Genomic DNA, 13082 nt, shown 5'->3' on the forward strand with positions numbered 1-13082 from the left:
CTCAGGCAACCAGTTGTTTGCTGAGGGCGGTGAACAACGTCGTCGACAACCCGTTGAGGGTCTGCACGCCGTAGTCGAAGCCCTTGGGTGACCTGCTCAGGATCGCGAGGGTGTATTTGCGGCCGTGCCCTTCGAGGTAGCCCATCGAGTTGACCCGCCACACCCCCTTGTAAGGCAGCCAGCCGTTCTTGGTCAGCGCGATCGTCGCACCGGTGACGGGTGGGTTGGCGACCCCCCAGCGCTGGGTCGTGGTCACGTGGCTCATCAGGGAACGGATGTAAGCACGGTCGGCGACCGACAAGACCGTACTGCCACGCACGACATGGTCCATCAACTTCACCCAGTCCGCCGGGGTCGTGGTCGAGATCCCCCAGGCCGGGTTGATGGTGGTACTGGTCAGTCCGAAGAGGCCGGCGACCCGCTGAACGTTGCGGTAACCGGCGGCTCGGAAGAGTGTGGTCGTCGCGTTGTTGTCGCTGTACTCGATCATCTGCGTCGCCAACGCCTTCTGCGTGGCAGTCAACGATCGCTTCTTCTCCGCCGCGATCCGCAAAGTGGCCGCGAGCACCAATACCTTGATGCTGCTTGCGGTCTCGTTCTTCATCGGCCGATAGTGCAACTGCACCCCGGTGCGGTGGTCGTGCAACGAGAACCCGAGGGTCGCCGTACGGGTCGCCAGGTATTTTGCGGCGACGGCCGTCAGTGCCGCCCGGCTGATGCTGGGTACGGGTGGGGTGCTCGCAGTGCTCATCAGCCGGGCACCGCTGGGTGCCTGGCCACTGCCACGGCCGACCGGCGGGCGCCCCTCGGCGTTGGCGCACGCCGCCAACGCCGGCATGGCCAGGGCAGCAATCAGAACCGAACGACGCGGCGGTTGGACGGTCACGCTCGGAATCGTAAGGCCTGTTCCTGTCTCAGACAGGCAGGCGCTCCAACGGGATGACGTCCACAGCCACCTTCAGCGTGCTCTTCTTGGACTCTGTGAAGATCACGCCTTTGAGCGGGGACACATCGCGGAAGTCCCGGCCCCATGCGGTCACGATGTAGCGGGAGTCGGCGAAATGATTGTTGGTCGGGTCCAGGTCGACCCATCGACCGTCCGGTAGCCGTGTCGAAGTCCACGCATGGGTGGCGTCAGAACCCTCAAGCTTAGGTTTACCGTCAGGTGGCCGTGACTCGATGTACCCGCTGACGTAGCGGCCGGGCAGCCCCACTACCCGCAGGCAACCAGCGGCCAGATGCGCGAAGTCCTGGCAGACGCCAGCCCGTTCCGCCAGCACCTCGGCGAGGGTGGTCGTGACCGACGTTGCCCCCTTCTGGTAGCTGAAGTCGCGGTAGATGGACTCGTACAGGTCCACCAGCGCGTCGCCCAACGGTCGGTCGGGCGGCAGGATCTGCGCGGCGTACTCCTTCACCTCCGGGGAGAGCACCACCAGATCCGAGGGCAGGGTGTACGACGCATGCTCGGCCGGGGTGAACACTGCCGGGTCGCGCAACTGCAAGGCGGCCTGGGCAACGGTCCACTGGTTGACCTCATCGACATCCACCTGCGGCCAGGTCACGTCGACGACCGACGTCTTGGCGACCTCCAACTGCGTGTGCCGGGTGCGGATCTCGATGTAGTGGCTGTAGTTGCCGAAATAGTCCACGTGCTCCGTGAGCACATCGGCGCCCGGCAACACCTCGATCCGGTTGCTGATGACCTGCTGGTGCGCGGTGCTGCGCGGGCGCAGGCACGAGCGAGCGAACGACGTCGTCACGAAATCGTCATAGTTGTACGTCGTGCGGTGCCGCACCTCGTAACTGCGCCGGGCGTGCACATCACCCCAGTCGGCGGCCATCAGCTGATCACCAATCCGCCGCCGGTGAGCGACATCTGGTTGGCACGGCGTACGAAGTGCACCCGTTCGATCTCGGCAGCCAACTCGTGCAACTCGGTCCCCAACTCCCCCAAGGTGATTCGCAACGCGGCGCGCTTACCACGCGTGAGTTCTTCCAGATCCATCGTCGCGAGCGTCGTCGTCACCGCAGCGATGCGCTCGTCGAGGTCCTTGTTGGGTGCGTGCGACATGGCCGCCACCATCTGGTCGAGTTGGTAACGGACCGAGCGCGGATTGGTCCGGTCCGACAACAGCAACGCCAGCGCCCCTTGCACGGGGCCGCCGTCGCTGTGCCCGGCCGACAGACGCCGGCGGTGGGTGATGACGCTATCGGTAGCACGCAGCACCGCCTCGATGACCTGGCCCTCGATGACCGGCGAGCGCTCCTCGGCCAACGTGTGCGACAGCATCGTGACGGTGTGCTGCGCCCGCTCGATCCGCCGACCGGCTTCGAGGTAGGCCCACACCTGGTCGCGCACCATGCTCTCGGCGCCCAGACCCGCGACGGCGATCAAGGATTCCAGCACCTGGGCGAGCACCGGTTGCAGGGGTTGATCCTCGTTGACTTCGTCCGGCTCGATCACCCGGCTCAGGCGACTGACGATCAGCCAGGTGTCGCTGGACAACAGCTCCCGCACTGCGAGTGAACTGCGGATCAGGTGGCGCACTGCGTAGGAGATGGTGCCGGTCCCCGGACCCACCAGGACCTTGCGCAACAGTTCCTGATCGTGGCCGACCCCCTCCTCGGCAGCGCTGGCACGGACCGTGGTGACGGCGCTCAGCGCGTCGAGGAAGATCCTGGTTGCGGCGGCTCCCAGCGATCCGGTGCGGCCCATCGTGTCGGCCAGTAGGTCATCGGCCACGATCGACATCCGGGTGGCGGCCTCGGCACGCTCGGCGTACCGACCCAGCCAGAACAGATCGTCCGCGACACGCGGTGCCACCGCGACCTCGGCCGCGGCCAGGCCGGGCAACTGGGCGGTGGCAACACCGATCGGAGTGAACAACTCCGGTCCGGCGGTCTCATCAGCCGCCAGCACCCAGATGTCCTTGGCCTGACCGCCCAGGGCGTTGCTGACCATCCGGCTGCTGCTGTCGGTGGACAACCGGCCCAACCCACCGGGCATGAAGCGGTAGCTGCCGTCCCGGGCGACGCCGAAAGCGCGCAGCACCAGGCGGCGAGGCATCAGGCCGTCATTGGTGACGACCGGCACCGTCGACAGGGACACCGGGTCCTGCAGTGCCCACGCCCATGGCTGCGCCTCGATCCGGGTGCGCAGGTCGGCCAGTTCCTCCTGGCTCAGCTCCCAGCCGAAGCGGGTCACGAAGCCACTGTCGCGACTGATCGCCTTGATCACGAGTTTGTCCAGCTGCGGCAACGCCTCGCGTCGGTGCTGGGCGTCCCCGCACCACCAGGTGCGCGCCGCCGGCAACCGCGGGCTGGTGCCGAGGATGGCCCGCGACAACTGCGGCAGGTAGGCCAACAACGCCGGGTTCTCCAGGATCCCCGCACCGACCGGGTTGACCACAGCGACGTGGCCACGCCGGTTGGCTTCGATGAGTCCCGGTACGCCGAGGCGCGAGCCCGAACGTAACTCCAGCGGATCCGACCAACCCGCATCGACCCGGCGCAGGATGACGTCGACCCGCTCGAGATCGCCGGTCGTCGTCCGCATCCAGATCCGCCCGTCGCGGGTGGACAGGTCCTCGGACTGCACCAGCGGAAAGCCGAGCAGCGCAGACAGGAACGCCTGGTCGAACGCGGTCTCACTGTCCGGGCCGGGCGACAGGAGAACCACCTTGGGCGAGCGATCGTGGTGCGGCGAGACGTCCATCAGGGCGAACCGCATGTCGTCGAAGAACCCACGCAACCGGGCGATCGGGGTGTCCCGGTACAGCGCCGGCATCGCACGGGCGATGATCCGCCGGTCCGCCATCGCGTACCCAGCACCCGAGGGAGCCTGGGAGCGGTCACCGATGACGGTCCATTCCCCATCGGAATCCCTGCCCAGGTCGATGGAGGGCAGGATCAACTGGTTCGGTCCGGGGACGCGGGTGCCGATCGCCTGATGGATGAAGCCGCGGTGGCCGAGGATCGCCTCGGGCGGGATGACGCCGGTCGAGATCAGCCGTTGGTCGGCGTAGAGGTCGGTGAGGATCTCATCGAGCAACTGCGCCCGCTCGGCCAGCCCGGCCTGCAGGCGCTGCCATTCGCTGCCGGGCAGGATGGTGGGCAGTGGATCCAGGCTCCACCGGCCGGCGCGCGTCGAACCCGGCGCACCGCCGTACGTGATCCCGTCGTCCTCGATGGCGCGGCGCACCGTCGCCCGTCTGGCGCGCAGACCGTTGACACCGAGGGCGTCCACTCGCTGGGCGAGCGCTTCGTTGCCGTCCCGAAGGGAGTCGTCGACGAGGAACTCGTCACCGCCCGAACCTTCTTGCAGCAGATGGGCATACGCGTCGATTACGCCGGGGGAAGCGTCGTCGGTCTGGGTCATGATCGGCCCACCTTACGAGGTGGGTGGGGTCCCCGCCGAAAACCGTCTCAGGTCGAGTGTCGCCGGGTACTCCCCCGCGCCGTGCCGCACGAGGGACTCGTACTGCGGCCAGTTGCTGGTGTCGACGCGCCCAGGAGTGTGGCCGGTGCGGGAGAACCGGGCGTTGCGGCGGGACTCCGCGGCGGCTGCGTTGACCGGGTAATCGTCGTAGGCGCGGCCACCGGGGTGGCTCACGTGGTAGGTGAACCCACCCAGCGAGCGACCGTTCCAGCGGTCGACCAGGTCGAACACCAGCGGCGAGTGCACACCGATGGTCGGGTGCAACGCACTGGGCGGCGCCCACGCGCGGTACCGCACGCCACCGACCCAGGTGTCCGGTGCCGAACCGGTGCCCGGTGAGCCCAGACCCCAGCCGGAGCCGGCGATCGGCTGCAGTGGGACCGGGATGCCGTTGCAGGTGACGACGTGGCGGCCCTCGACCAGCCCGGTCGCGGCGACCTGGACCCGCTCGACGGAGGAATCGACGTACCGGGCGGTGCCGCCGAGGCTGACCTCCTCACCCAGCACGTGCCAGGGCTCGACGGCCGTGCGCAACTCCAGATGCACGCCGAGTACGTCGACCTCCCCCAACCGCGGGAAGCGGAACTCCAGGAACGGGTCCAGCCAGGTCTGGTCGAAGTACGGTCCGTTGTCGCCGAGGAAGTCGTTGAGGTCACCGACGACGTCCCGCAGGTCGGCCGCGGCGAACGCGGGCAGCAGGTAGCGGTCGTGCAGCGCCGTCCCCCACCGGACCAGGGACCCGGAGTAGGGCTCGTTCCAGAACCGCGCGACCAGGGAGCGCACCAACAGCCCCTGCACCAACGACATCTGGGCGTGCGGCGGCATCTCGAAGCCGCGCATCTCCAGCAGCCCCAGGCGACCGCGGTCACTGTCGGGGCTGTAGAGCTTGTCGATGCAGAACTCGCTGCGGTGGGTGTTGCCGGTGATGTCGGTCAGCAGGTGCCGCAGCAGCCGGTCGACCAGCCACGGGCGCGGCTCCCCTTCGGCCAGCACCCGGTCCATCTCGGCGAACGCGATCTCGAGTTCGTAGAGGGTCTCGTGGCGGCCCTCGTCGACCCGGGGCGACTGACTGGTCGGGCCGATGAACTTGCCGGAGAAGACGTAGGACAACGCCGGGTGGTGCTGCCAGAAGGTGATCATGCTGCGCAGCAGATCCGGCCGGCGCAGCATCGGGGAGTCCTTCGGCGAGCTGCCACCGAGGGTGATGTGGTTGCCGCCACCGGTGCCGGTGTGCGAGCCGTCCAGGTCGAACTTCTCGGTGGTCAGGCGGGCGTGCCGGGCGTCCTCGAAGAGGGTGGTCGTGAGTTCCTGCAGCTCATCCCAGGTCGACGTGGGCTGCACGTTGACCTCGATGACCCCGGGGTCGGGTGTGACGGTCAGCGACTTGGTGCGGGGGTCGCCAGGCGGGGCGTACCCCTCCAGGACGACCGGTTGCCCGGCGGCCGCTGCGGCTCCTTCGATGGCGGCGAGCAGCTTGATCGCGTCGTCCAACTTGGTGAGCGGTGGCAGGAAGACGAAAACGTGACCGTCGCGCTCCTGGACCGCCAACGCCGTGCGGGGCGAGTCCTCGATGTCGTAGACCTTGGCCTTCTTGACCCTGGAGACACCGCGGACCGGCCGGGTCGCCGGCAGGTCGCCGCGAGCGGCGAACGGTGAGGCATCCGGTTCGTACGGCGCTTCCTTCCACGCGATCGAGCTCAGCGGCAACCGCAGGCCGAGGGGTGAGGTGCCGGCGGTCAGGAACAGCCGCCGCCGGCGCGTGCGCCACTGGGCGGTCGCCCAGCCCTTGCCCTTGGGATCGGGGAAGACGGGGATGACCCAGCCGGCCGGCGTACCTGCAGCTTTGTCGATCTGGGCGCCGAGCTTGCGGCGGGTCTTCTCATCACCCTGCTCCTCGGGGTCGGCGTCTTCCTCCGGCCGATCACCGGCGGGCTGGCTGACCTCGAGCGCCAACTGGTTCAACGGATCCTCGTACGCCGCGCGGGTGAGTTTTGCGTCGATACCCAGGCGGGCGGCGATCCCCAGAGCAACGGCCCGGACCTGGCGGGCCGCCTGCACGCTGCCGGGTTTCAGGTCCGACTCGGTCCACGGGTCGGCCAGCAGTTCCTGGTCGTGCCACAGCGCCTTGCCGTCGGTGCGCCAGATCAGCCCGATCAGCCAGCGCGGCAACGGTTCTCCGGGGTACCACTTGCCCTGGCCGTGGAAGCTGAGGCCCTCGGGCGCCCACCGGGCCTTGAGACGGCGGGCGAGGTCGGCGGCCCGCTCGCGCTTGTCGGGACCGTCGGCGTCGGTCTCCCACTCGGGCGTGGAAGTGTCATCGGCGGAGACGAACGTCGGCTCGCCGCCCATCGTGAGGCGGACGTCGCCCTCCTGCAACAGGGTGTCGACGTGGTGGCCGAGATGCTGGATGCGGCTCCACTGGTCATCGGAATAGGGCTTGGTCACACGCGGGTCCTCGAAGACCCGCTGCACGGTGTTGCTGAACTCGAAGTCCACCCCGACGAAATCGGTGGCGCCGGAGATGGGTGCGGCGCTGCTGGGGTGCGGGGTCGCGGACAGCGGGATGTGCCCCTCGCCGGCGAACAGCCCTGAGGTGGCGTCCAACCCGATCCACCCAGCGCCCGGCACGTAGACCTCGGCCCAGGCGTGCAGGTCGGTGAAGTCCTCCGCGGGTCCGCTCGGACCGTCGATGGCCTGGATGTCGGAGGTCAGCTGCACCAGGTAGCCCGAGACGAACCGTGCGGCCAGGCCCAGTTGCCGCAGCACGCTGACCAGCAACCAGGCGCTGTCGCGGCACGAGCCCAGATGGGCGGACAGCGTGTGGTCGGGACTCTGCACACCCGGTTCGAGACGGACCGTGTAGTCGACGTCGCGATTGATCTTGGCGTTGATGTCGACCAGGAAGTCGACGATCCGCATCCCGTCCTCGGGGATGACCACGTTGTCGGCCACCCACTGCGTCACCAACGGGCCGGGGCCGCTGCCGTTCTCGTCCACCGGGCGCAGATAGGGCTCCAGGTCGGCCTTCAGGGCGTCGGGGTAGGTGAAGGGGAAGTTCTCGGCGTACTCCTCGACGAAGAAGTCGAAGGGGTTGATGACGGTCATGTCCGCCACCAGATCGACACAGATGTCGAGGGTGGAGACCTTCTCGGGGAACACCAACCGGGCCAGATAGTTGCCGAACGCGTCCTGTTGCCAGTTGATGAAGTGGTTCGGTGGGTCGATCGTCAACGAGTACGAATCGATCGGCGTCCGGCTGTGTGGTGCCGGGCGCAGGCGGACAGTGTGTGGATGCACCGTCACCGGTTGGTCGAAGCGGTACGTCGTGCGGTGTTGCAGGGCTACCCGGATCGTCACAGGGTTACCTTGCCAGAGGTATGCGGCGGCGGTGTTGCGCCGGTGTTACGACGGCGTCGTCAGGGTGTGGTCCAGTCCGGCGGATCGGCGGGCCGCAACGCATCGTCACCGACCCGGAACGAGCGCACCTTGCCCGGCTGGGTGCGTGGGCCTTCGAAGCGGACCGTTACCACGCCCCGACCGCTACCCCAGACCCAGCCCGCACCGAACTGCTCATGGGTCACGTCCTGACCCGGGCGCCACACCGGGTCACCCGGATTCATCGCGTACGCCGCGGGGCGGCTGACCATCGCCTGGGCCGAACCCCAGGCGTTGGCGACCTGATCGCCTGCGACCTCGTCCTCGGCACTGGCAGTAGCCGTCGGCAGGTCCTCCTCCCCCGGCCACTGCATGTCCAGCGCAGCTTGGGCGTGGGCGACGAATCCCGACACGCCGAAGCCCAGCAGGCGCAGGCCGTCACTGACGTCGTGGGCCTCGAGCAACCCGATAGCCAGCCGGAGCAGCGCCGCGGGGTCGTCCGTGGGATGGCCGGTGGTGACGCTGCGGGTGAAGGTGCTGAAGTCGTGGTGGCGGACCTTGATCGTCACGGTGCGGGCGAAGGCTCCGTGTTCGGCGAGGCGTGCGCTGACTCGATCGGCGAGACGGGCGAGCTCCTCGTTCAGGACGGCGCGATCGACGACATCGACGTCGAAGGTTTCCTCGGCGGAGATGCTCTTGGCCTCGCGTTCGGTGATCACCTCGCGATCGTCTTGCCCGCGGGCGATGGTGAACAGGCCTGAGCCGTGGGCGTTTCCGAAGATGCTGACCAGGTCAGGCTCGGTCATCCGGCGTAACTCGGAGACCTTTTCCACGCCGAAGGTGCGCAGCCGGTCTGCGGTGGCCGGGCCGACCCCGCCGAGTGCGCGAACCGGCAGTGGAGCCAGGAAGTCCTCCTCGTCGCCGGGTGCGACGATGACCAGGCCGCGCGGTTTGTGCATGTCGGAGGCGATCTTGGCGATCATCTTGGAGCTGCCGACACCGGCACTGGCCGTGAGCCCGCCGGTGCCTTCTTCGATCCTGGCCAGGAGCTCCTCGGCGCGGGATCGGACCTCGCCGACGCTCAGGTGAGGTCCACCGTCAGCCGCCAGATCGACGTACGCCTCGTCGACGGAGACTTGCTCGACTTTGTCCGAGAGTTCGCGCAGCAGGTCCATGACGACGCGGCTGGAGCGGCGGTACGCCTCGCCGCGTGGGAAGAGGAAGGCGGTGCCCGGTGGGCAGCGACGGCGGGCCTCGGAGGTCGACATCGCCGACCGCGCGCCGTACGCCCGGGCTTCATAACTGGCGGTAGCGACCACGCCGCGGTTGCCGATCCCGCCGACCACGACGGGTTTGCCGCGCAGCGAGGGTTTGTCGCGTTGCTCGACGGCGGCGAAGAAGGCATCGAGATCCAGGTGCAGGATGCTCGCCGTCGTACGCACGCCCCCTATCGTCGCTGACGTGGACACCGCTTCCTGCTACCCCTGCCGTCACGAGGCGCTCGAGTCGCTGCCGCCGCGGGAGAACGTGGTCTCGACGGCGCACTGGCGGGCGGCGCACGCCTTCAACAGCACACTGCCCGGCTGGCTGGTCCTCGTGCCCCGCACCCACGTGATGTCGTTCGCCGACCTGCCCGCGGCGGCAGCTGACGAACTCGGCGGGCTGATCCGCGGTCTCAGCGTGGCGCTACGGGAAGTCACGGGTTGCGTGAAGACCTACGTGATGCAGTTCGCCGAAGCAGAAGGCTTCGGGCACCTGCACATTCACCTCGTGCCGCGCGCCGCTGACCTGCCTGACGAACTGAAGGGGCCGCGCGTCTTCGGTTACCTGACCGACGACACGTCGCGTTGGCTACCCGACGAAGCGCTCGACGAGATAGCGGCGCAGGTGACCAGTGCGTGGGAACAGATCGCGGGACTCAGCTCGCGCCGGTGACCCACTCGGCGTAGAACAGTCCGAGTCCGAACGCAACGCACAACCCGCAGATGATCCAGAACCGGATCGTGATGGTGATCTGTTCCCATCCGATCAGCTCGAAGTGATGGTGCAGCGGCGCCATCTTGAACAGTCGTTTGCCGACGCCACCGTTGCGGCGCTTGGTGAGTTTGAAGTAGCCGGTCTGCAAGATCGAGGACATCGTCACGATGACGAACAGTCCTCCGAGCACGACCATGAGCAGCTCGGTCCGGGTGGTGATGGCGAGCCCGGCGAGTGCGCCACCCAGCCCGAGCGAACCGACATCGCCCATGAACAGCCTTGCCGGGAAAGCGTTCCACCACAGGAACCCGAAACAGCCGCCCATCACCGCCGCTGCCACCACCGCCAGGTCCAGCGGGTCGCGGACGGCGTAACAGTGCGCCGCAGCCACCGTCTGGCAGCTCTGGTTGAACTGCCAGATCGCGACGAGCACGTACGCCCCGAACACCATCACGCACGCGCCGGCCGCTTGACCGTCGAGGCCGTCGGTGAGGTTCACACCGTTGCTGGCGCCGGCGATGATCACGTTGGCCCACAGCACCAGCAGGATCAGGCCGATGGTGGTGCCGGCAAAGGCGAGATTCACCCAGGTGTCCCGCAGGAAGGAGATGTGGAAGCTCGCAGGGGTGAGTCCGTCGCGGGGAAAGCGGGTGGCGAGTACGACGAAGATCACCGTGACGAGAGCCTGACCGATCAGCTTCTCGCGGCCGGTCAGGCCCAGCGAGCGTTCGCGGCGGATCTTGCGCCAGTCGTCGAGAAAGCCCACGAAGCCGGTACCGAGCATCAGGAACAGCACCAGCAAGCCGGAGGCGGTCGGCGGCGTCCAGGTCACCAGATGGGCGACGGCGTACGCAGCGACGGCCGACAAGAGAATGGGAATGCCGCCCATCTGCGGCGTTCCGCGTTTGGTCTGATGGGTGACCGGGCCGTCGTCGCGCACATATTGCGCCCACCCCTTGCGGGTGGCCAGCGTGATGAACCACCGGGTACCGACCAAACCCAGAACGACGGACACCAGGGCCGAGATGACGACGAGCTTCATGACCGGCCCTCAGTGCACAGCTGGGCTGCTCCCTCGCGGACGCGGTGCCAGCTCAGGGAAGGAAGCGCTCGCGGTTCCCGACTGCGGGTGCAGAAGGGGGTCAGGGGCACAACCGCCACAGTGGCAGACCAGACCGTTCGAGCCCATCGGAACACGCCGTCCGTTGCTGAGCCGTCCCCGATGAGGCGCCCGTCGACCCACCAGCGTTGTGCTCGGAAGGCGCCAATTTTAGGTTGTGTATATCTGTTTTCGGGGTTCGTACACCAGTACAATCGGGGTATGTCCTTGACCGCTACGGCTCCTACCCCGGTGACCTTGTCACCGGTGGGCCCGGACGCGTCGGTGGCGGAGTTGTTGGGCGCGGCGGCGGGGTTGCTGCAGGCCGCGTACGCCCGGGTCTCGGGTGATTATGCGGGGTTGTCCGAGGAAGACTTGATGGGCGACATTGTCGCCGCGCAACACGTGCAGAACAGTGCCTGGGCGATCCAGTCGCACCGGTTGACGCAGGCGGCGGCGATCGAGCACCGGGATGACCCGAACCCCATCCAGGGCGCGTATCCGATGCTGATCCACCGGGTGATCCGCCATGACCCGGGCTCGTTCGTGGATGAATGGTTCGCCCTGGAAACCGGGACCCGGCTGGGCTGGTCGGATCGGCACAGCAACACCCGCCTCGGTGAAGCCCTCGACACGGTTGAGCGGTGTCCGCGGTTGGTGGACCGGGTCGGGTCCGGGACCTTGGACCCGGGTAAAGCCTGCGCGGTCGCGCAGGTCACCACCGAAGCCCCCGCACCCGTCGCCCGGGCGATCGAAAACACGATCCTGGCCGGGGACCCCGAAACGATGACGGCGGTGCGGTTGCGGGCGAAAGCGCGCCGGTTACGGGCCCGGCTGGACCCGGTCGGTGCTGACCGGGCCGCCCAGACCAGGCGCCGCTCACAGGTGGGGGTGTGGGTGTCCCCGCATCACGAACCCGGCCTGTCCCAGCTGACCGCGGTCCTCCCCACCCTGGAAGCCGCCAAGGTGATGGCGGCGGTCGATGACCTGGCCCGGGAACTGCACCAGGTCACCACCACCGGTAAGACGTTGCCGCAGTGCCGGGTCGATGCCCTGACCGACCTGATCTTGACCGGGGTCGGGGTGGACACCCAGGTGACGTTCACGATCCCCGTCACCGCTCCTGAAACGGCACCGGCGCAGGAGTTGTTGTGTGAGGAACCGGACTGGGATGACCTGGTCGACGGGTTCGATGAGGCGTCAGTGGACTACGACTGGCACGAAGACGGCCTGACCCCGATCAACGGGCTCGACCAACTCGATGAAGAACTACGCGCCCTGATCGCCGAAGAACTCGAAGACCTCAACCGCGCAGACCTCAACGCCGAAGCACGCGCACGCAGCGAGTCGGTCGATGGGGACCCGCCAGATACCGGACCACCCGATGCGATCTCGGCTGAGTCGAGTGCAGTGAAGCCAGTAGTCACCGCTGGTGGGAGCAGTACTGCTGGTGGGGTGGGCGATGTGTTCCTGCCCCGGGTCGGGATCATCCCCGCCGCCGTGATCACCGAGTTGACGCAACAATTGGGAGTGAAACTGACCCGGGCCCTCACGGACGCCACCACCGGGACCGTGATCGAAACCGCGGACCGGTCGTATCGTCCCGGTGCCCGACTGGCCCGGTTCGTCAAAACCCGCGACCAGCACTGCCGGTTCCCCGGCTGCACCCGACCCGCCACCCTGTCCGACATCGACCACGTCATCCGCTACCCCGACGGCAACACCGCCGCCGACAACCTGCAATGCCTATGCCGCCACCACCACCGCGCCAAACACGAAGGCGGCTGGCACGTCACCATGACACCCGAAGGCATCTGCACCTGGACCAGCCCCGCCGGCCACACCTACGAAACGAACCCCGGCGACTGACAGCAGCCAAGAGCCGTCGGAGGCCGCCGGAGCTTGGTCAGATCTACTAGAACCAACCGAAGGCGGCCGCCGCCGCGTCAATGCTCAGCAGTCGACGTATCGGCGGCGGCTCAATCGCTGCCATCCTCACTGCCGCCGTCGTCGCTGTCTTCCTCACCGTCTTCCTGGCCCCGACCGGCATCAGCACCACTGGCACCTTCGTCCGAGCCGCCGCTGGCTACATCGTTGTCCGCGCCACCGGACTGGTCATCGGTGTGGGATCCTGGGCCACCGTCCTGCTCGTCCACGGCGGGGACGTACGTGTCTGGAGTGTCATCGCTCATT

At 67.7% G+C, this 13082-nt stretch carries 9 protein-coding genes; 2 read left to right on the forward strand and 7 right to left on the reverse strand.

The window, feature by feature from the left end:
* Nucleotide 1: 1 nt before the first annotated feature.
* Genes DR843_RS06395 through DR843_RS06415 form a run of 5 tightly spaced genes read right to left on the reverse strand, consistent with a single transcriptional unit; the run spans nucleotide 2 to nucleotide 9255 of the window.
* The gene (locus tag DR843_RS06395) at nucleotides 2-886 is read right to left on the reverse strand and encodes a serine hydrolase (protein WP_109684614.1); all 885 of its coding nucleotides are present in this window, start codon (nucleotides 884-886) and stop codon (nucleotides 2-4) included.
* A 28-nt stretch (nucleotides 887-914) separates the two neighbouring features.
* Nucleotides 915-1841 carry a transglutaminase family protein gene (locus tag DR843_RS06400; protein ID WP_109684615.1) on the reverse strand — a complete coding sequence of 309 codons (927 nt, stop codon included), beginning with the start codon at nucleotides 1839-1841 and terminating at the stop codon, nucleotides 915-917.
* Nucleotides 1841-4378: a circularly permuted type 2 ATP-grasp protein gene (locus tag DR843_RS06405; protein WP_109684616.1), complete on the reverse strand. Its 2538-nt coding sequence runs from the start codon at nucleotides 4376-4378 to the stop codon at nucleotides 1841-1843. Before DR843_RS06405 ends, DR843_RS06400 begins: the two co-directional genes overlap by 1 nt.
* 12 nt (nucleotides 4379-4390) lie before the next feature.
* Entirely contained in the window at nucleotides 4391-7795 is a 3405-nt protein-coding gene (locus DR843_RS06410) for a transglutaminase family protein (RefSeq protein ID WP_109684617.1), read from the reverse strand.
* A 59-nt stretch (nucleotides 7796-7854) separates the two neighbouring features.
* Entirely contained in the window at nucleotides 7855-9255 is a 1401-nt protein-coding gene (locus tag DR843_RS06415; protein WP_109684618.1) for a DNA polymerase IV, read from the reverse strand.
* A 19-nt stretch (nucleotides 9256-9274) separates the two neighbouring features.
* Here DR843_RS06415 and DR843_RS06420 point away from each other — a divergent pair, with 19 nt between their 5' ends.
* Complete coding sequence (locus tag DR843_RS06420) at nucleotides 9275-9748, forward strand: HIT family protein (protein WP_245934027.1); 474 nt, start codon at nucleotides 9275-9277, stop codon at nucleotides 9746-9748.
* Here DR843_RS06420 and mraY read toward each other — a convergent pair.
* Nucleotides 9732-10832, reverse strand: coding sequence for a phospho-N-acetylmuramoyl-pentapeptide-transferase (mraY, locus tag DR843_RS06425; RefSeq protein WP_109684619.1), 1101 nt, complete (start codon nucleotides 10830-10832; stop codon nucleotides 9732-9734). The two genes, DR843_RS06420 and mraY, sit on opposite strands and share 17 nt — an antisense overlap.
* Before the next feature lie 279 nt (nucleotides 10833-11111).
* Between mraY and DR843_RS06430 the strand changes: the two genes are divergently transcribed.
* Nucleotides 11112-12758, forward strand: a complete 1647-nt coding sequence (locus tag DR843_RS06430; RefSeq protein WP_146202499.1) for an HNH endonuclease signature motif containing protein — start codon at nucleotides 11112-11114, stop codon at nucleotides 12756-12758.
* Nucleotides 12759-12868: 110 nt separating this feature from the next.
* On the opposite strand, the gene DR843_RS19760 is transcribed toward DR843_RS06430, so the two are convergent.
* Nucleotides 12869-13081 (reverse strand): hypothetical protein, encoded by a 213-nt coding sequence (locus DR843_RS19760; protein ID WP_146202500.1) that lies wholly within the window; start codon nucleotides 13079-13081, stop codon nucleotides 12869-12871.
* Between the last annotated feature and the right edge of the window lies 1 nt (nucleotide 13082).

This window comes from Branchiibius hedensis (assembly GCF_900108585.1).
Taxonomy (GTDB): domain Bacteria; phylum Actinomycetota; class Actinomycetes; order Actinomycetales; family Dermatophilaceae; genus Branchiibius; species Branchiibius hedensis.

Coding starts and splice junctions, on each gene's coding strand:
- DR843_RS19760 (WP_146202500.1), bottom strand. CDS start 13,081: ATGAGCGATGACACTCCAGACACGTACGTCCCCGCCGTGGACGAGCAG.
- DR843_RS06405 (WP_109684616.1), bottom strand. CDS start 4,378: ATGACCCAGACCGACGACGCTTCCCCCGGCGTAATCGACGCGTATGCC.
- DR843_RS06400 (WP_109684615.1), bottom strand. CDS start 1,841: ATGGCCGCCGACTGGGGTGATGTGCACGCCCGGCGCAGTTACGAGGTG.
- mraY (WP_109684619.1), bottom strand. CDS start 10,832: ATGAAGCTCGTCGTCATCTCGGCCCTGGTGTCCGTCGTTCTGGGTTTG.
- DR843_RS06430 (WP_146202499.1), top strand. CDS start 11,112: ATGTCCTTGACCGCTACGGCTCCTACCCCGGTGACCTTGTCACCGGTG.